The following is a 19,566-nucleotide window of genomic DNA, read 5'->3' on the forward strand; positions in this document are numbered from 1 at the left end:
TGTAAATGGCATTTGCCCCATTACTTGAACGCCAGCGCGTACGTCTGCTGCTGGCGCTGTTACTCGGAGCCAGCGGAACGCTGGCTTTTTCTCCTTACGATATCTGGCCTGCAGCCATTCTCTCCCTGATGGGACTTCAGGGTTTAACCCTGAATCGTCGTCCCGTCCAGGCGGCAGCGATTGGCTACTTCTGGGGACTGGGGCTGTTTGGCTCCGGCATCAACTGGGTCTATGTCAGCATCGCCCAGTTTGGCGGTATGCCAGGCCCCGTTAACGTCTTCCTCGTGGTGCTGCTGGCCGCTTATCTCTCGCTCTATACCGGTCTGTTCGCGGGTATCCTTTCTCGCCTGTGGCCAAAAACCACCTGGCTGCGCGTTGCCATTGCTGCGCCGGTTGTCTGGCAAATTACCGAGTTCCTTCGCGGCTGGGTACTGACCGGCTTCCCGTGGCTGCAGTTCGGTTACAGTCAGATTGATGGCCCGCTAAAGGGGCTTGCTCCGGTAATGGGCGTTGAAGCGATTAACTTCCTGTTGATGGTGGTGAGCGGACTGCTGGTCCTGGCGCTGGTCACACGTAGCTTGAAGACGCTGGTCGTGGCGCTGGTGTTGTTTGCCCTGCCTTTCCCACTGCGTTATGTCCAGTGGTACAGCCTGGTGCCAGAGCGCACTACACAGGTTTCAATGGTGCAGGGGAATATCCCTCAGTCAATGAAATGGGACGAGAAAGAGCTGCTGAATACGCTGAAGATCTACGCTAACGCCACCGAGGCGGTCATGGGTAAATCGCAGCTGATCATCTGGCCAGAGTCGGCGATTCCGGATCTGGAAATTAACCAGCAGCCGTTCCTGAACATGATGAACGATCTACTGCTGGCTCGCGGCAGTACGCTGGTTACCGGGATTGTCGATGCGCGTCTGAATCAGCAGAACCGCTATGACACCTACAACACCATCATTACGCTGGGTAAAGACAGCGAATACAGCTACAACTCCACTGACCGGTATAACAAGAATCACCTGGTACCGTTTGGCGAATTTGTACCGCTGGAGTCCATTCTGCGCCCGTTAGCACCGTTCTTTGACCTGCCGATGTCCTCATTCAGCCGTGGCCCGTACGTTCAGCCCCAGCTGCATGCGCACGGTTTTGCCCTGACGGCGGCCATCTGCTACGAAATTATCCTCGGCGAGCAGGTGCGCGATAACTTCCGTCCGGACACTGACTTCCTGCTGACTATCTCCAACGATGCCTGGTTTGGTAAGTCGATTGGCCCGTGGCAGCATTTCCAGATGGCGCGGATGCGCTCCCTGGAGCTGGCGCGCCCGCTGCTGCGTAGCACCAACAACGGCATTACCGCCGTGATTGGCCCGCAGGGCGAAATCCAGGCCATGATCCCGCAGTTCACCCGTGAAGTGCTGACGACCAACGTCACGCCTGCGACGGGCCTGACGCCTTATGCCCGCACCGGCAACTGGCCGCTGTGGATCCTGACCGCGCTGTTCGGATTTGGCGCGGTGCTGATGAGCTTGCGTCAGCGTCGTCGATAATTTCCCCTCTCTTCCCCTCTCCCGTTGGGAGAGGGCATTTCTGGCACGTCTCTTGCTTTATTTCCCCACGTAAACGCAGTTTGGCTTAACGTGCAACTTCGTCGCACCAGCGTAGATCACCGGTAGCACCGAAACGGTGCAACGAGAGATATTTGCCTCTGATTGGTGCGGCGCGCTTCGCAAAAATAAACAATAACGCAGCAAAATCTTTACATTAAGCCAAACTAAATGTTAACAAGCTTGCATAACACTGCACTCGCATAGCGCGAGATATAACAACATCACAATGGGTATCAATGCGTCACTGGCGCTGATAAGAAAGGAGTTGGGTATGCAATTACGTAAACTGGCCACAGCAATGCTGGTTATGGGGATGTCGGCAAGCGTCGTTCACGCTGAAGATGCTCCGGCTGCCGGGAGCACTCTCGACAAGATTGCCAAAAACGGCGTGATCGTGGTCGGCCACCGTGAATCTTCTGTCCCGTTCTCTTACTACGACAACACGCAAAAAGTCGTGGGCTATTCACAGGATTACTCCAACGCTATCGTTGAAGCTGTGAAGAAAAAGCTGAACAAACCTGACCTGCAGGTGAAGCTGATTCCAATCACTTCACAAAACCGTATTCCACTGCTGCAAAACGGCACGTTCGATTTTGAGTGCGGTTCCACCACCAACAACCTTGAGCGTCAGAAACAGGCTGCCTTCTCTGACACCATCTTCGTCGTGGGCACCCGCCTGCTGACCAAGAAAGGCGGCGAGATCAAAGACTTTGCGGACCTGAAAGGTAAAGCCGTTGTTGTTACCTCCGGTACCACTTCCGAAGTGTTGCTGCACAAGCTGAACGACGAGAAGAAAATGGATATGCGCATCATCAGCGCGAAAGATCATGGCGACTCTTTCCGTACCCTGGAAAGTGGCCGTGCTGTGGCGTTTATGATGGATGATGCCCTGCTGGCAGGCGAACGTGCAAAAGCGAAGAAACCAGACAACTGGGATATCGTCGGCACGGCGCAATCTAAAGAAGCGTACGGCTGTATGCTGCGTAAAGACGATCCGCAGTTCAAGAAGCTGATCGATGACACCATCGCTCAGGTTCAGACCTCCGGTGAAGCGGAAAAATGGTTCGATAAATGGTTCAAGAACCCGATTCCACCCAAAAATCTTAACATGAACTTCGAACTGTCTGACGACATGAAAGCGCTGTTCAAATCACCAAACGACAAGGCTCTTAACTAATTAGAACAACAGGGGCGGGATCTCCTGCCCTCTCGATTGTCGGGAAGCATGGACAGACTATACGTTGAGTGGTCGTTCCCCACTCAGCGCGAAAAATGAGCTTCTCACCAATCTTCGAGGGTAGCGCTGCTACCCTTTTTTTTCTGGAGTTTATTATGTCAATAGACTGGAACTGGGGCATATTCCTGCAACAAGCCCCGTTCGGCAACACCACCTATCTTGGCTGGCTGTGGAGCGGTTTTCAGGTTACCGTCGCCTTATCGATCACGGCGTGGATTATCGCGTTTCTTGTCGGTTCACTGTTCGGTATTTTGCGCACCGTGCCTAACCGTTTTCTCTCATCTCTCGGCACCCTGTATGTGGAACTGTTCCGTAACGTTCCGCTGATTGTGCAATTTTTCACCTGGTATCTGGTCGTCCCGGAACTGCTGCCGGAAAATATTGGCATGTGGTTTAAGTCGGAACTGGATCCGAACGTGCAGTTCTTTGTCTCCTCCATGCTCTGCCTGGGGCTCTTCACCGCCGCGCGCGTTTGCGAGCAGGTGCGTGCCGCCATTCAGTCACTGCCGCGCGGACAAAAAAATGCTGGCCTGGCGATGGGCCTGACGCTGCCACAAACTTACCGCTATGTACTGCTGCCTAACGCTTACCGCGTCATTGTTCCACCGATGACGTCTGAGATGATGAACCTGGTGAAAAACTCGGCCATCGCCTCGACCATCGGTCTGGTGGATATGGCCGCACAGGCGGGCAAGCTGCTGGATTATTCCGCCCACGCGTGGGAATCCTTCACAGCGATCACACTCGCCTATGTTCTGATTAACACTTTCATCATGCTGGTGATGAACCTGGTTGAACGCAAAATCCGCCTGCCGGGCAATCTGGGGGGCAAATAATGTACGAATTTGACTGGAGTTCTATCGTTCCATCCATGCCTTACCTGCTGGATGGCCTGCTGATCACCTTAAAAATCACCGTGATTGCTATTGTGGTGGGTATCGTCTGGGGCACCCTGCTGGCGGTCATGCGCCTGTCGGCCTTTAAACCGTTCGCCTGGTTTGCCACGGCCTACGTTAACGTTTTCCGCTCCATTCCCCTGGTGATGGTACTGCTGTGGTTTTACCTGATTGTTCCCGGCTTTCTGCAAAACGTGCTGGGGCTGTCGCCGAAAACCGATATCCGCCTGATCTCCGCGATGGTCGCGTTCTCAATGTTTGAGGCTGCTTACTATTCAGAGATTATCCGAGCGGGTATTCAGAGTATTTCCCGTGGGCAGTCCAGCGCCGCGCTGGCGCTGGGGATGACGCACTGGCAATCCATGCAGCTCATTATTCTGCCGCAGGCGTTTCGCGCCATGGTTCCCCTCCTGCTGACCCAGGGCATCGTACTGTTCCAGGATACCTCTTTGGTCTACGTATTGAGCCTGGCAGACTTCTTCCGTACCGCGTCTACCATCGGTGAACGTGACGGTACGCAGGTCGAAATGGTGCTCTTCGCGGGTGGCGTCTATTTTGTGATTAGTTTAAGCGCGTCGCTGTTGGTCAGCTGGCTGAAGAAAAGGACTGTATAATGATTTCCCTGAAAAATGTTTCTAAATGGTATGGGCACTTTCAGGTGCTGACCGACTGCTCAACCGAAGTGAAAAAAGGTGACGTGGTGGTGGTATGTGGGCCATCCGGCTCCGGTAAATCCACGCTGATCAAAACCGTTAACGGCCTGGAGCCGGTGCAGCAAGGTGAGATCCTCGTCAATGGCACCAAAGTCAATGACAGGAAAACCAACCTTGCTCAGCTGCGTTCCCACGTCGGCATGGTGTTCCAGCACTTTGAGCTGTTTCCGCACCTCTCCATTATCGAGAACCTGACGCTGGCGCAGGTAAAAGTGCTGAAACGCGATAAAAAGCTCGCGCGCGATAAAGGTCTGAAACTGCTGGAACGCGTGGGGCTCTCTGCGCATGCTGATAAATTTCCGGCGCAGCTCTCTGGCGGTCAGCAGCAGCGTGTGGCTATTGCCCGCGCCCTGTGTATGGATCCGGTCGCCATGCTGTTTGATGAACCGACTTCCGCTCTCGATCCCGAGATGATCAACGAAGTGCTGGACGTAATGGTTGAGCTGGCGCACGAAGGGATGACGATGATGGTGGTGACCCACGAAATGGGCTTTGCCCGCAAAGTGGCGAACCGCGTGATCTTCATGGACGAAGGGAAGATTGTTGAAGACTCGCCGAAAGAAGAGTTCTTCGCCAATCCAAAATCCGAGCGAGCAAAAGACTTCCTCGCCAAAATCCTGCACTAATCTCCCCGGTGCGCAATCTGCGGATTGCGCACTGCTTCACGCTTTAGCTCTCTTCTTCTCGTCGGCGTCACATTGCAGCGTTAACCTTGTCACAAAATAATGCTACGTATGGAGCACGCTATGGCACAACCTATCCTTCTCGATTGCGACCCGGGTCATGATGACGCGATCGCCCTCGTCCTTGCACTTGCCTCCCCTGAACTGGACGTCAAAGCCGTCACGTCCTCTGCCGGAAACCAGACCCCGGAGAAAACGCTGCGTAACGTCCTGCGTATGCTGACGTTGCTCAAACGCACCGATATACCGGTCGCCGGTGGTGCCGTCAAACCGCTCATGCGCGATCTGATCATTGCCGACAACGTGCACGGTGAAAGTGGGCTGGATGGCCCGGCACTGCCCGAACCGGGGTTTGAAGCGCAACCCTGCACCGCCGTAGAGCTGATGGCGAAAGTGCTGCGTGAAAGCGCGGAACCGGTCACGCTGGTGGCCACCGGCCCGCAAACCAACGTTGCGCTGCTGCTCAACAGCCATCCGGAATTGCACAGTAAAATCGCCCGAATCGTGATCATGGGCGGCGCAATGGGACTCGGGAACTGGACGCCAGCGGCGGAGTTCAACATTTTTGTCGATCCGGAAGCCGCAGAGATTATCTTCCAGTCTGGCCTGCCGATTGTCATGGCCGGCCTGGACGTCACCCATCGCGCACAAATAATGGCGCACGACATTGCGCGCTTTCGTGCCATTGGCAACCCGGTGGCGACAACCGTCGCAGAGTTGCTGGACTTCTTTATGGAGTATCACAAAGCCGCGAAATGGGGTTTTCACGGCGCGCCGCTGCACGATCCGTGCACCATTGCCTGGCTGCTCAAACCGGAGATGTTTACCACGGTAGAACGGTGGGTAGGCGTGGAAACCCAGGGGAAATACACTCAGGGTATGACGGTAGTGGACTACTATTCGCTGACGGGCAATCAACCCAACACCACGCTGATGGTGGATATCGACCGTGAAGCGTTCGTGGATTTGCTGGCGGAAAGACTCAACTATTACAGTCAGGCCCGGTAAGCGATGGCCGCCGGGCATGGTAAACTGCTCTGCGGCCTGATGCCCTCCCCCTGGCCTGCAGGGAGAGGGCGGCTTTTACTTAGGGTTCAAACGGCCGACGCTGGAACTGATCGTGTCCACACTTTGGACACAGCGGCAACACATCCGGCGTATAGACCGCAATGTGGTGATGGCATTTCTCGCACACCAGATTCCCCAGCCCGACCACTTCTCCGCTGTGATAGACCCCGTGGTGGTTGAGGTCCTGAAAGACTTCACGCCACTCCAGCTGCGTTTTATCGGTGATATCCGCCAGCTCCTGCCACAGGCTTTCTTTAATTACCCGCATAAAGACACTGTCGGTAACCTGGTTCTGACTCTCTTCGTAGCTTCGCGCAAACTCTTCCAGGTCGCGGCGTACGGCGCGCGTCACCTCTTCCACTTCGGTTCGCGTTAACTCACCCGTTTGCGTCACGCGGGCCCGCGCCTGTTCCACCAGCGCATCGATATCACGCTCGCCGTTACGCAACCGTTCCGTCAGTGTTGTCACCAGTTCTCGGTAAAATTGAGCAACCTTGTTCATCATTTTGCCTCCCGGGTAAGTAACTGACTCTAATAATAGACCTTATTTCGCCACCGCTTTGCCAGGTGAACCACAGACCCGACAAATTCCTCACGCGCGCATTTGTGCGAAAGGCTGTTTTGGCGCGGGCGTTTGGGCTATGCTATGCGGATCTGAATTACCACATCCATTGGCTACATTTGTAGCTGTATTGAAAACAGGACCACTGGCTGCCATGCAAGAGCAATACCGCCCGGAAGAGATAGAATCAAAAGTCCAGCAACACTGGGACGAGAAGCGCACCTTTGAAGTAACCGAAGACGAGAGCAAAGAGAAGTATTACTGCCTGTCGATGCTTCCCTATCCTTCTGGTCGACTACACATGGGCCACGTGCGTAACTACACCATTGGTGATGTGATTGCCCGCTATCAGCGTATGCTCGGCAAAAACGTCCTGCAGCCAATCGGCTGGGATGCGTTTGGTCTGCCTGCAGAAGGCGCGGCGGTCAAAAACAACACGGCACCTGCCCCGTGGACGTACGACAACATCGCTTACATGAAAAACCAGCTCAAAATGCTGGGCTTTGGCTATGACTGGAGCCGCGAGCTGGCGACCTGCACCCCAGAATACTACCGCTGGGAGCAGAAATTCTTCACCGAGCTGTACAAAAAAGGCCTGGTGTACAAGAAGACCTCTGCCGTTAACTGGTGTCCGAACGACCAGACCGTACTGGCGAACGAGCAGGTTATCGACGGCTGCTGCTGGCGTTGTGATACCAAAGTTGAGCGTAAAGAGATCCCACAGTGGTTTATCAAAATCACCGCCTACGCTGACGAGCTGCTGAACGATCTGGATAATCTGGATCACTGGCCTGATACCGTCAAGACTATGCAGCGTAACTGGATCGGCCGTTCAGAAGGCGTGGAGATCACCTTCAACGTTGAGAACGACGATCGGACCCTGACCGTCTACACTACCCGTCCGGACACCTTCATGGGTGCGACCTATCTGGCCGTGGCCGCTGGTCACCCGCTGGCGCAGAAAGCCGCGGAAAACAACCCGGAGCTGGCGGCCTTCATCGACGAGTGCCGCAACACCAAAGTGGCCGAAGCCGACATGGCGACGATGGAGAAGAAAGGCGTTGATACCGGCTTTAAGGCTATCCATCCACTGACGGGCGAAGCAATCCCTGTCTGGGCAGCCAACTTCGTGCTGATGGAGTACGGTACGGGTGCCGTCATGGCCGTTCCAGGCCACGATCAGCGTGACTACGAATTTGCCACCAAATATGGCCTGACCATCAAGCCTGTCATCCTCGCGGCTGACGGTTCTGAGCCAGACCTCTCCGCACAAGCCCTGACCGAAAAAGGCACCCTGTTCAACTCGGGTGAATTCAGCGGTCTGAGCTTTGAAGATGGCTTCAACGCGATTGCCGACAAGTTAGCGTCGCTGGGCGTCGGTGAGCGTAAAGTCAACTACCGCCTGCGCGACTGGGGTGTCTCTCGCCAGCGCTACTGGGGAGCACCTATCCCAATGGTGACGCTGGAAGATGGTACCGTGATGCCAACGCCAGAAGATCAACTCCCGGTGATCCTGCCGGAAGATGTGATCATGGACGGTATCACCAGCCCAATCAAAGCCGATCCTGAGTGGGCAAAAACGACCGTTAACGGCCAGCCAGCGCTGCGTGAAACTGACACCTTTGATACCTTTATGGAATCGTCATGGTACTACGCGCGTTACACCTGCCCACAGTATCAGGAAGGCATGCTGGATTCCGATGCAGCAAACTACTGGCTGCCTGTGGACATCTACATCGGTGGTATTGAACACGCCATCATGCACCTGCTCTACTTCCGCTTCTTCCACAAGCTGATGCGCGACGCAGGCATGGTCAACTCTGACGAACCAGCAAAACAGCTGCTGTGTCAGGGCATGGTGCTGGCCGATGCCTTCTACTACGTCGGGGCGAACGGCGAGCGTAACTGGGTGTCTCCGGTTGACGCGATCGTTGAGCGCGACGAGAAAGGCCGTATCGTGAAGGCGAAAGACGCCGAAGGTCATGAACTGGTTTATACCGGCATGAGCAAGATGTCGAAGTCTAAAAACAACGGCATCGACCCTCAGGTGATGGTTGAGCGTTACGGCGCAGATACCGTGCGTCTGTTTATGATGTTTGCCTCTCCGGCTGACATGACCCTGGAATGGCAGGAATCGGGCGTTGAAGGGGCTAACCGCTTCCTGAAGCGTGTCTGGAAACTGGTTTACGAGCACACCTCTCAGGGTGATGCTCCGGCAGTGAACGTCGCGGCACTGACTGAAGATCAGCAGGCGCTGCGTCGTGATGTTCATAAAACGATTGCAAAAGTGACCGATGATATTGGTCGTCGTCAGACCTTCAATACCGCAATTGCGGCTATTATGGAACTGATGAACAAGCTGGCAAAAGCCCCGCAGGACGGCGAGCAGGATCGTGCCTTAATGCGTGAAGCGCTGCTGGCCGTCGTTCGCATGTTGAACCCGTTCACCCCGCACGTCAGCTTCACCCTCTGGCAGGAGCTGAAAGGCGAAGGCGATATCGACAACGCACCGTGGCCAGTGGCTGACGAATCCGCGATGGTGGAAAACACCACGCTGGTTGTGGTCCAGGTTAACGGCAAAGTTCGCGGTAAAATTACCGTGGCGGTCGATGCTACCGAAGAACAGGTTCGCGAACGCGCAGGCCAGGAACATCTGGTTGCGAAATATCTTGAGGGCGTTACCGTACGTAAAGTGATCTACGTACCGGGTAAATTGCTGAATCTGGTCGTTGGCTAAGCGCGGGAGGAAACGTGCGACAACTGGCAACAATACTCTTATCTCTGGCGGTGCTTGTCACCGCTGGTTGTGGCTGGCATCTGCGCAATACCACGGCAGTGCCTGCTGAAATGAAAACGATGATTTTCGACTCATCGGATCCGAATGGTCCACTCAGCCGGGCAATTCGAAACCAGCTGCGTCTTAACGATGTTGAGTTGATTGAGAAAGGGACGTTACGTCAGGATGTTCCATCCCTGCGCGTTCTGGGCTCAACCTTAGCCAAAGACACGGCGTCCATTTTCCAGGACGGCCGTACCGCAGAGTATCAGATGGTCCTGTCGGTTAATGCCTCCGTTCTGATCCCGGGTAAAGACATCTACCCAATCAGCACGAAAGTGTACCGTTCGTTCTTCGATAACCCGCAGACGGCTCTGGCAAAAGACGCCGAGCAGCAGATTATCATTAACGAAATGTACGATAAGGCCGCAGAGCAGCTGATCCGTAAGCTGCCGGGCGTTGCCGCGTCAACGAAACAGGGTTCTGACATCATCGAAAAACCGGATGCCAACACGCCTCCTGTTTCTGCCTCCATGGGTAACTGATGATCAGGCTGTATCCTGAACAACTCCGCGCGCAGCTCAATGAAGGGCTGCGCGCGGCGTATCTGCTTCTCGGAAACGATCCGTTATTACTTCAGGAAAGCCTGGATGCCGTCCGACAGGCGGCGGCCGCGCAGGGCTTTGATGAACACCACACCGTCCAGTTGGATAACAACACCGACTGGAATGCCCTCTTCTCGCTTTGCCAGGCGATGAGCCTCTTCGCATCGCGCCAGACCATCCAGATCCTGCTGCCGGAGAATGGCCCTAACGCGGCCATCAATGAACAGCTGGCAACGCTGGTCAGCCTGCTGCACAGCGATCTGCTGTTTATTGTGCGTGGCAACAAGCTCACCAAAGCGCAGGAAAACGCGGCCTGGTTTACCCAGCTCGCGGCCAATGCGGTTATGGTGACCTGTCAGACGCCTGAGCAAGCCCATCTGCCAAAATGGGTCGCGACAAGAGCGAAGCAAAACAATCTTCAGCTGGACGACGCCGCAAACCAGCTCCTCTGTTACTGCTATGAAGGCAACCTGCTGGCACTGGCTCAGGCGCTGGACAGGCTCTCCCTGCTCTGGCCAGACGGTAAGCTGACACTGCCACGCGTGGAGCAGGCCGTTAACGATGCCGCGCACTTTACGCCCTTCCACTGGGTGGATGCACTGCTGGCAGCGAAAAGCAAACGCGCCCTGCATATATTGCAACAGCTGCGCCTGGAAGGTAGCGAACCGGTTATTTTGCTGCGCACTCTTCAGCGTGAATTATTACTGCTGATTACGCTCAAGCGTCAGTCTGCACATACGCCATTACGTTCGCTGTTTGATAAACATCGGGTGTGGCAAAACCGTCGGGCGATGACCACCGAGGCCATCAACCGCCTGAGTCATGAACAGCTGCGTCAGGCCGTGCAGCTTCTGATGCGCGCTGAGCTTACGTTGAAACAAGATTATGGTCAGTCGGTCTGGGCGGAGCTGGAAAGTCTCTCTTTGCTGCTCTGCCATAAGGCGCTGGCAGACGTATTTATCGATGGATAGTATGCATTCTTTACAGGCCCTGTACGGTGGCACCTTCGACCCGGTCCATTACGGACATCTGAAGCCGGTTGAAATTCTGGCGAATCTGATCGGCCTTCAGCGCGTAATCATCATGCCCAATAATGTGCCGCCACACCGTCCGCAACCTGAGGCGAGCAGCGAGCAGAGAAAAGAGATGCTCGCTCTGGCCATCGCGGATAAACCGCTTTTTAGCCTTGATGAGCGAGAACTGCGCCGCGACACACCGTCCTGGACGTCGCAAACGCTGCAGGAGTGGCGAGCGGAGCAAGGGCCGGACACGCCGCTGGCCTTTATTATTGGTCAGGACTCCCTGCTCAATTTTCCCACCTGGCACCAGTATGAAACGATTCTGGAAAACAGCCACCTGCTTGTCTGTCGCCGTCCGGGCTATCCGCTGACCATGCGAGAAGAGCAGTACCAGCAGTGGCTTGAGGCGCATCTCACAGACAATATTGAAGACTTGCACAACCAGCCTGCCGGGAAGATTTATCTGGCAGAGACGCCGTGGTTCGATATTTCTGCGACCCTCATTCGCGAGCGTCTGCAGCAGGGATTAGCCTGTGACGATCTGCTGCCATCAGCTGTGCTGAACTACATTCACGCGCATGGGTTGTATCAGAAAAGCGCAGACGCATAGCGGGGGCGCATGAAAAAGCGGCGTAATGATTATCCTGCCTTGACAGGTTAAGCCATACTGTTATCCTCCGCTGCCAGACTTTCCCGCCGATCATTGCTTTACAGAAATTGTTTTACAAAAATGGCGATGCAATCTCAGGCGGAGGGTGGGATGATACCCGCCTTCAAAAGCCCGGCCGGAGACATTTGTCCCGACACTGGCGTCAGTTCAGGTATACTGTCTGGCCACGAATTCATAGTTATACAATCTCATTCACCCCAGGGGGAAAACTTGCAGGGTAAAGCACTCCAGGATTTTGTTATCGACAAAATTGATGACCTGAAAGGTCAGGACATCATCGCTATCGACGTTAAGGGTAAATCCACCATCACCGACTGCATGATTATCTGCACCGGTACTTCAACGCGTCATGTTGTTTCGATTGCCGACCACGTTGTTCAGGAATCGCGTGCAGCAGGCCTGTTACCGCTTGGCGTTGAAGGTGAAGCGACCGCTGACTGGGTGGTTGTCGATCTCGGCGATGTGATTGTCCATGTCATGCAGGAAGAGAGCCGTCGCCTGTATGAGCTGGAAAAACTCTGGGGTTAATGCGTGAAGTTGCAACTGGTCGCCGTCGGCACCAAAATGCCGGACTGGGTACAAACCGGTTTTACTGAATATCTGCGTCGTTTTCCAAAAGACATGCCGTTCGAACTGGTGGAAATTCCCGCCGGGAAACGCGGCAAGAACGCCGATATCAAACGTATTCTCGATAAAGAGGGAGAGCTGATGCTGGCTGCCGCAGGCAAAAACCGCATCGTCACCCTCGATATTCCAGGTAAACCCTGGGATACGCCGCAGCTGGCGCACGAACTGGAGCGCTGGAAGCAGGATGGTCGTGACGTCAGTCTGTTGATTGGCGGGCCTGAAGGGTTATCTCCTGCCTGCAAAGCGGCGGCAGAACAAAGTTGGTCTCTCTCCGCGCTGACGCTTCCCCACCCGCTCGTTCGGGTACTGGTGGCAGAAAGCCTGTATCGCGCGTGGAGCATTACTACCAACCACCCATATCACCGCGAGTAGTGACTGACCAGGGTAGATTAAGCAGCGGATGAAACTACAGAATTCTTTTCGCGACTATACGGCTGAGTCCGCGCTGTTTGTGCGCCGGGCGCTGGTCGCCTTTACGGGGATTTTGCTGCTTACCGGCGTGCTGATCGCCAACCTCTATAATCTGCAAATTGTCCGCTTTACCGATTATCAGACGCGTTCAAACGAAAACCGTATCAAGCTGGTGCCCATCGCGCCCAGCCGCGGCATTATCTACGACCGTAACGGCACTCCGCTGGCGTTAAACCGCACCATTTATCAAATCGAAATGATGCCGGAAAAAGTCGATAATGTGCAGGATACGCTTGAAGCGCTAAAAGGTGTTGTCGATCTGACCGACGATGATATCGCCGCGTTCAAAAAAGAGCGTGCCCGCTCCCACCGTTTCACCTCAATCCCGGTTAAAACGAACCTGACGGAAGTCCAGGTGGCCCGCTTTGCCGTGAACCAGTATCGTTTTCCCGGCGTGGAAGTGAAAGGTTACAAGCGTCGCTACTACCCTTATGGTTCCGCGCTGACGCATGTCATTGGTTACGTTTCCAAGATCAACGATAAAGACGTTGAACGCCTCGATAAAGACGGCAAACTGGCGAACTACGCAGCGACGCACGATATCGGTAAGCTGGGGATCGAACGCTACTACGAAGATGTCCTGCACGGGCAGACCGGCTATGAAGAGGTTGAAGTTAACAACCGTGGCCGCGTCATTCGCCAGCTCAAAGAAGTGCCACCGCAGGCGGGGCATGACGTCTACCTGACGCTCGACCTCAAGCTGCAGCAGTATATTGAAACCTTACTGGCGGGCAGCCGTGCTGCCGTTGTCGTCACCGATCCGCGTTCCGGCGGCATTCTGGCGATGGTGTCCATGCCAAGCTACGACCCGAACCTCTTTGTCGATGGTATCTCCAGCAAGGACTATTCCGGTCTGCTCAATGACCCGAATACGCCGCTGGTGAACCGCGCCACACAAGGGGTTTACCCGCCAGCGTCAACGGTAAAACCGTACGTGGCGGTCTCTGCGCTGAGCGCGGGCGTCATCAACCGCAATACCAGTCTGTTTGACCCGGGCTGGTGGCAATTACCAGGCTCTGAAAAACGCTATCGCGACTGGAAAAAATGGGGTCATGGTCACCTCAACGTTACCAAATCGCTGGAAGAGTCTGCGGATACCTTCTTCTACCAGGTTGCGTATGACATGGGCATTGACCGCCTGTCAGAGTGGATGAGCAAATTCGGCTATGGACATTACACCGGCGTTGACCTTTCAGAAGAACGTTCCGGTAACATGCCAACCCGTGAGTGGAAGCTGAAGCGCTTTAAGAAGCCGTGGTATCAGGGTGATACCATTCCGGTGGGTATCGGTCAGGGCTACTGGACGGCGACCCCGATTCAGATGAACAAAGCGATGATGATCCTCATCAACGATGGCGTAGTGAAAGTTCCGCACCTGCTGCAAAGTACGGTTGAAGACGGCAAAAAAGTGCCGTGGATCCAACCGCATGAGGCCCCGGTGGGTGACATTCATTCCGGTTACTGGGAAATTGCCAAAGACGGTATGTACGGCGTGGCGAACCGCCCGAACGGGACCGCACATAAGTATTTCGCCGGCACACCGTATAAAGTGGCCGCCAAATCCGGTACTGCGCAGGTCTTCGGTCTGAAAGCCAATGAAACCTATAACGCGCACCGCATTGCTGAACGTCTGCGTGACCATAAGCTGATGACGGCCTTTGCCCCTTATGATAACCCGCAGGTTGCGGTGGCGATGATTCTGGAAAACGGCGGCGCAGGTCCGGCCGTAGGGACCATCATGCGCCAGATCCTCGACCACATTATGCTGGGTGATAACAACACCGAACTGCCGGCAGAAAACCCGGCCGCCGCTGCGGCGGAGGACCAATAATCATGACGGATAATCCAAATAAAAAATCGCTGTGGGATAAAATCCACATCGACCCAGCCATGCTGCTGATCCTGCTGGCTCTGCTGGTTTACAGCGCCCTGGTTATCTGGAGCGCCAGCGGCCAGGACATCGGCATGATGGAGCGCAAAATCGGCCAGATCGCGATGGGCCTGGTCATTATGGTGGTCATGGCGCAGATCCCGCCGCGGGTCTATGAAGGCTGGGCACCGTATCTGTACATATTCTGTATTGTGCTGCTGGTTGCGGTAGATGCCTTTGGGGCCATCTCTAAAGGCGCGCAGCGCTGGCTGGATCTGGGCGTTGTCCGCTTCCAGCCCTCTGAAATAGCCAAAATAGCGGTTCCCTTGATGGTGGCGCGTTTTATTAACCGTGACGTCTGCCCGCCTTCGCTGAAAAATACCGCCATTGCGCTGGTGCTGATTTTCCTGCCGACGCTGCTGGTTGCGGCGCAGCCTGACCTCGGTACCTCGATTCTTATCGCCCTCTCCGGCCTGTTTGTCCTGTTCCTGTCGGGTTTAAGCTGGCGTCTGATTGGCATTGCAGTCGTGCTGGTGGCAGCGTTCATCCCGATTCTCTGGTTCTTCCTGATGCATGATTACCAGCGACAACGCGTCATGATGCTGCTCGATCCGGAAACCGATCCGCTGGGTGCGGGCTATCATATTATTCAGTCCAAGATTGCGATCGGTTCCGGCGGCCTGCGCGGTAAAGGCTGGCTGCACGGCACCCAGTCCCAGCTGGAGTTCTTACCGGAACGCCACACCGACTTTATCTTTGCGGTTCTGGCGGAAGAGCTGGGCCTGGTTGGCATCCTGATTCTGCTGGCGCTGTATGTGCTGTTGATCATGCGAGGGCTGTGGATCGCCGCGCGTGCGCAAACCACCTTTGGCCGCGTGATGGCAGGCGGGTTGATGCTGATTTTATTCGTTTATGTCTTCGTAAATATTGGTATGGTGAGTGGTATTCTGCCGGTTGTTGGCGTCCCGCTCCCGCTGGTGAGCTACGGAGGCTCGGCACTGATCGTGTTGATGGCCGGGTTTGGTATCGTGATGTCGATCCATACCCACAGAAAAATGTTGTCAAAAAGCGTATAAAAATAAGGGGATCGGAATGCGTAAGCAGTGGCTGGGGATCTGCATTGCGGCAAGTTTACTTGCGGCCTGCACAAGTGATGATGGTCAGCAACAGGCAACCGTCGCGCCGCCGCAGCCTGCGGTTTGTAATGGCCCGATCGTTGAAATCAGCGGTGCCGATCCCGTTTATGAACCGCTCAATGCCAGCGCGAATCAGGATTACGAGCGCGACGGCAAAAGCTACAAAATTGTTCAGGATCCCTCCCGCTTTAGCCAGGCTGGCTTTGCCGCCATTTATGATGCCGAGCCAGGCAGCAACCTGACGGCGACCGGCGAAGCGTTCGATCCGATGCAACTGACGGCGGCTCACCCGACCCTGCCTGTCCCGAGCTACGCCCGTATCACCAACCTGGCGAATGGTCGTATGATCGTGGTACGCATTAACGATCGTGGTCCCTACGGTAACGACCGGGTGATCTCCCTGTCACGCGCGGCTGCAGACCGCCTGAACACCTCGAACAATACCAAAGTCCGTATTGACCCGATTATCGTGGCGCAGGATGGCACCCTCTCCGGGCCAGGTACCGCGTGTACGACGGTGGCGAAACAGACTTACGCCCTTCCTGACCGCCCGAACCTGGACGGCGGCATGGGAAGCGTCTCTTCTCCGGCAGAGCCTTCTCAGCCAGCAGGAGAAGTGCGCCCAATCAGTAATGATACGCTGCAGAGTGAAGACACGACGAGTGCGCCGGTAAAGAGTAGCGGCTTCCTTGGCGCGCCGACAACGTTAGCCACCGGCGTCCTGGAAGGCAGCGAACCTACGCCAGCACCGGCTCCTGTTGCCGCTCCTGCCACAGAGCCTGCGCCCGTAACGGCTCCGACGACGGCGCAAAGCACACCGGTTGCGGCTCCGGCGGCGGCCAGCGGCGGCTTTGTGGTTCAGGTTGGGGCGGTAAGCGATCAGGCCCGTGCGCAGCAGTATCAACAGCGTCTGAGCCAGCAGTTTGGTGTTCCGGGACGCGTTGCGCAAAACGGCGCAGTATGGCGTATTCAGATGGGACCGTTTGCCAGCAAATCGCAGGCAGCGTCTCTGCAGCAGCGCCTGCAAAATGAAGCCCAACTACAATCATTTATCGCTGTAGCGAAATAATGAACTGGCGGCATCCAAAGTGTCAATTTGTGTAAAACACATTCACAAACTCATGCTTAAAGTCGGATGCCTGCCTGAATAGCATTTGCTATAGTAAGGCACTTTTTTTAATTCCATCACGGATGTCGTTGTTCTGACCATGAAGACCACTTTTTCTGCTCGTTTTGTGCAGCGCATGGCGCTGACCACGGCCCTTTGCGCAACTGCTCTCTCTGCAGCTCACGCCGATGACCTGAATATCAAGACCATGATCCCTGGCGTTCCGCAAATCGACGCGGAATCGTATATCCTGATCGACTACAACTCTGGCAAAGTGTTGGCTGAACAGAATGCCGACGCCCGCCGCGATCCGGCAAGCCTGACCAAAATGATGACCAGCTACGTTATCGGCCAGGCCATGAAAGCAGGGAAGTTCAAAGAAACGGATCTGGTCACCATCGGTAACGATGCGTGGGCAACCGGCAACCCGGTATTTAAAGGTTCATCATTGATGTTCCTGAAACCGGGCATGCAGGTTCCTGTTTCTCAGCTGATCCGTGGTATTAACCTGCAATCCGGTAACGATGCGTGCGTGGCAATGGCCGATTTCGCCGCGGGAAGCCAGGATGCCTTCGTCGGTCTGATGAACAGCTACGTCACCGCGCTGGGTCTGAAGAACAGCCATTTCCAGACCGTACATGGTCTGGACGCAGATGGTCAGTACAGCTCCGCACGTGATATGGCGTTGATTGGTCAGGCGCTGATCCGTGACGTGCCGAACGAATACTCCATCTATAAAGAGAAAGAGTTCACCTTCAACGGTATCCGTCAGACCAACCGTAACGGCCTGCTGTGGGATAACAGCCTGAACGTTGACGGCATCAAAACTGGCCATACCGATAAAGCTGGCTACAACCTGGTTGCTTCTGCCACCGAAGGCCAGATGCGTCTGATCTCTGCCGTGATGGGCGGTCGTACCTTCAAAGGTCGTGAGACGGAAAGCAAGAAATTGCTGACCTGGGGCTTCCGTTTCTTCGAAACCGTGAACCCGCTGAAAGCCGGTAAAGAGTTTGCTTCTGAGCCAGTCTGGTTCGGTGATAACGACCGTGCTTCCCTTGGTGTGGATAAAGATCTGTACCTGACCATTCCTCGTGGTCGCATGAAAGATCTGAAAGCCAGCTACGTGCTGAACACCACTGAGCTGCACGCGCCACTGCAGAAAAACCAGGTGGTGGGCACCATCAACTTCCAGCTGGATGGTAAAACCATCGATCAGCGTCCGCTGGTTGTTCTGCAAGAAATCCCGGAAGGCAATTTCTTCGGCAAAATCATTGATTACATTAAATTGATGTTCCATCACTGGTTTGGCTAAAAATTGAACACTTGAAAGTGTGATTTTGATCCCCATATACTAGATATCCTGATAACTCCCACCTGTCGTGGGAGTTATTCTTTTTGACGTTACGCCGGAGCTGACATGAAAACCAAACTTAACGAACTGCTTGAATTCCCTACCCCGTTTACCTACAAAGTAATGGGTCTGGCGAAACCTGAGCTGGTTGATCAGGTGGTTGAAGTGGTACAGCGCCATGCGCCGGGTGACTACTCTCCGTCAGTAAAACCAAGCAGCAAGGGCAACTACCACTCGGTATCCATTACCATTACCGCAACCCACATTGAGCAGGTTGAGACGCTGTACGAAGAGCTCGGCAATATCGAAATTGTTCGTATGGTGCTGTAGTCCCTCTGCGGTTACCCGGTTTGCCGGGTAACCCGCCTCCCCGCTTGTGATATACTCTCCCTCACCTTTTGTCCCTCGTCTTCGGAGACGTCCTTTTGTATCAGGATAAAATTCTTGTCCGTCATCTCGGGCTGCAACCTTACGAGCCTGTCTCCCAGGCCATGCATGATTTCACCGATTCACGCGATGACACCACCCCTGATGAGATCTGGCTGGTCGAACACCTGCCGGTATTTACACAGGGACAGGCGGGAAAAGCGGAACATTTATTGATGACGGGTGATATCCCGGTAATTCAAAGCGATCGCGGTGGGCAGGTCACGTACCACGGGCCTGGGCAGCAGGTGATGTACGTTCTGCTGAACCTGAAGCGCAGAAAGCTCGGCGTTCGCGAACTGGTTACCCTGCTGGAAAAAACCGTGGTTAACACGCTGGCGGAATACGGTATTGAAGCCCATCCGCGTGCCGATGCGCCGGGCGTCTATGTGGGAGAAAGTAAGATTTGCTCACTGGGGCTGCGTATCCGCAAGGGCTGCTCCTTCCACGGGCTGGCACTGAATATTAATATGGATCTTACCCCCTTCCAGCGCATAAACCCCTGCGGCTACGCCGGAATGGAGATGACGCAAATGCGCCAGTGGGTTGAAAGCGCAACGCCAGAGAATATTCGTCCTGTGCTTTTGAAGAACGTTTTAGCCCTACTTAACAATCCATCTTACGAATATATCACTGCTTAATATATCATGCATCATGGCTCGATTATTTGACGGGCCACTGTTTATTTACCGCTTTTACGCTTTACAATAATCCGCTTATTCTATATTTTCGAAGCGCCCGAAT

At 54.8% G+C, this 19,566-nt stretch carries 19 protein-coding genes; 18 read left to right on the top strand and 1 reads right to left on the bottom strand.

The features are described from left to right. Nucleotides 1-5 precede the first annotated feature (5 nt). From lnt to rihA, 6 genes are all read left to right on the top strand, one after another. The gene (gene lnt, locus F8561_RS14150; protein ID WP_151887605.1) at nt 6-1,544 is read left to right on the top strand and encodes an apolipoprotein N-acyltransferase; all 1,539 of its coding nucleotides are present in this window, start codon (nt 6-8) and stop codon (nt 1,542-1,544) included. A gap of 331 nt (nt 1,545-1,875) precedes the next feature. Next, nucleotides 1,876-2,781: an amino acid ABC transporter substrate-binding protein gene (locus F8561_RS14155; RefSeq protein ID WP_020884991.1), complete on the top strand. Its 906-nt coding sequence runs from the start codon at nt 1,876-1,878 to the stop codon at nt 2,779-2,781. Between the two features lie 155 nt (nt 2,782-2,936). After that, complete coding sequence (locus F8561_RS14160; protein ID WP_020884992.1) at nt 2,937-3,677, top strand: amino acid ABC transporter permease; 741 nt, start codon at nt 2,937-2,939, stop codon at nt 3,675-3,677. Next, complete coding sequence (gltK, locus tag F8561_RS14165) at nt 3,677-4,351, top strand: glutamate/aspartate ABC transporter permease GltK (protein WP_014169128.1); 675 nt, start codon at nt 3,677-3,679, stop codon at nt 4,349-4,351. Before F8561_RS14160 ends, gltK begins: the two co-directional genes overlap by 1 nt. After that, nucleotides 4,351-5,076 carry an amino acid ABC transporter ATP-binding protein gene (locus tag F8561_RS14170; protein ID WP_014169127.1) on the top strand — a complete coding sequence of 242 codons (726 nt, stop codon included), beginning with the start codon at nt 4,351-4,353 and terminating at the stop codon, nt 5,074-5,076. The genes gltK and F8561_RS14170 overlap by 1 nt, the downstream gene beginning before the upstream one ends. Before the next feature lie 120 nt (nt 5,077-5,196). Next, nucleotides 5,197-6,141, top strand: a complete 945-nt coding sequence (rihA, locus tag F8561_RS14175; RefSeq protein WP_040016929.1) for a pyrimidine-specific ribonucleoside hydrolase RihA — start codon at nt 5,197-5,199, stop codon at nt 6,139-6,141. A 79-nt stretch (nt 6,142-6,220) separates the two neighbouring features. Here the strand turns inward: rihA and F8561_RS14180 are convergent, their stop codons facing one another. Next, nucleotides 6,221-6,703: a zinc ribbon-containing protein gene (locus F8561_RS14180; RefSeq protein ID WP_151887629.1), complete on the bottom strand. Its 483-nt coding sequence runs from the start codon at nt 6,701-6,703 to the stop codon at nt 6,221-6,223. A 214-nt stretch (nt 6,704-6,917) separates the two neighbouring features. Here F8561_RS14180 and leuS point away from each other — a divergent pair, with 214 nt between their 5' ends. The 12 genes from leuS to lipB all read left to right on the top strand — a co-directional run bounded on the left by leuS (nt 6,918) and on the right by lipB (nt 19,463). Beyond that, entirely contained in the window at nt 6,918-9,500 is a 2,583-nt protein-coding gene (leuS, locus tag F8561_RS14185; RefSeq protein WP_020884994.1) for a leucine--tRNA ligase, read from the top strand. Nucleotides 9,501-9,514: 14 nt separating this feature from the next. After that, nucleotides 9,515-10,084, top strand: a complete 570-nt coding sequence (gene lptE / locus F8561_RS14190; protein WP_014169123.1) for an LPS assembly lipoprotein LptE — start codon at nt 9,515-9,517, stop codon at nt 10,082-10,084. Further along, complete coding sequence (gene holA / locus F8561_RS14195) at nt 10,084-11,115, top strand: DNA polymerase III subunit delta (protein WP_040016926.1); 1,032 nt, start codon at nt 10,084-10,086, stop codon at nt 11,113-11,115. The genes lptE and holA overlap by 1 nt, the downstream gene beginning before the upstream one ends. After that, nucleotides 11,108-11,773: a nicotinate-nucleotide adenylyltransferase gene (nadD, locus tag F8561_RS14200; protein ID WP_151887606.1), complete on the top strand. Its 666-nt coding sequence runs from the start codon at nt 11,108-11,110 to the stop codon at nt 11,771-11,773. Before holA ends, nadD begins: the two co-directional genes overlap by 8 nt. A gap of 270 nt (nt 11,774-12,043) precedes the next feature. Continuing rightward, a complete protein-coding gene (gene rsfS / locus F8561_RS14205) occupies nt 12,044-12,361 on the top strand; it encodes a ribosome silencing factor (RefSeq protein WP_047743933.1) in 318 nt (105 codons plus the stop codon). 3 nt (nt 12,362-12,364) lie between these two features. Continuing rightward, nucleotides 12,365-12,832, top strand: a complete 468-nt coding sequence (gene rlmH, locus F8561_RS14210; protein WP_003858701.1) for a 23S rRNA (pseudouridine(1915)-N(3))-methyltransferase RlmH — start codon at nt 12,365-12,367, stop codon at nt 12,830-12,832. A 28-nt stretch (nt 12,833-12,860) separates the two neighbouring features. Next, nucleotides 12,861-14,762 (top strand): peptidoglycan DD-transpeptidase MrdA, encoded by a 1,902-nt coding sequence (gene mrdA, locus F8561_RS14215; protein WP_014169119.1) that lies wholly within the window; start codon nt 12,861-12,863, stop codon nt 14,760-14,762. A 2-nt stretch (nt 14,763-14,764) separates the two neighbouring features. Next, on the top strand, nt 14,765-15,877 hold the full coding sequence (gene mrdB, locus F8561_RS14220; RefSeq protein WP_014169118.1) for a peptidoglycan glycosyltransferase MrdB: 1,113 nt from the start codon (nt 14,765-14,767) through the stop codon (nt 15,875-15,877). Nucleotides 15,878-15,893: 16 nt separating this feature from the next. Then, the gene (gene rlpA, locus F8561_RS14225) at nt 15,894-17,006 is read left to right on the top strand and encodes an endolytic peptidoglycan transglycosylase RlpA (RefSeq protein WP_151887607.1); all 1,113 of its coding nucleotides are present in this window, start codon (nt 15,894-15,896) and stop codon (nt 17,004-17,006) included. 139 nt (nt 17,007-17,145) lie between these two features. Further along, nucleotides 17,146-18,357, top strand: coding sequence for a D-alanyl-D-alanine carboxypeptidase DacA (dacA, locus tag F8561_RS14230; RefSeq protein ID WP_014169116.1), 1,212 nt, complete (start codon nt 17,146-17,148; stop codon nt 18,355-18,357). 105 nt (nt 18,358-18,462) lie between these two features. Further along, nucleotides 18,463-18,726, top strand: a complete 264-nt coding sequence (gene ybeD / locus F8561_RS14235; protein WP_003858718.1) for a DUF493 family protein YbeD — start codon at nt 18,463-18,465, stop codon at nt 18,724-18,726. Nucleotides 18,727-18,821: 95 nt separating this feature from the next. Further along, on the top strand, nt 18,822-19,463 hold the full coding sequence (gene lipB / locus F8561_RS14240; RefSeq protein ID WP_151887608.1) for a lipoyl(octanoyl) transferase LipB: 642 nt from the start codon (nt 18,822-18,824) through the stop codon (nt 19,461-19,463). The last annotated feature ends 103 nt before the right edge of the window (nt 19,464-19,566 follow it).

Source organism: Enterobacter sp. 198, from assembly GCF_009025585.1.
Taxonomy (GTDB): domain Bacteria; phylum Pseudomonadota; class Gammaproteobacteria; order Enterobacterales; family Enterobacteriaceae; genus Enterobacter; species Enterobacter ludwigii.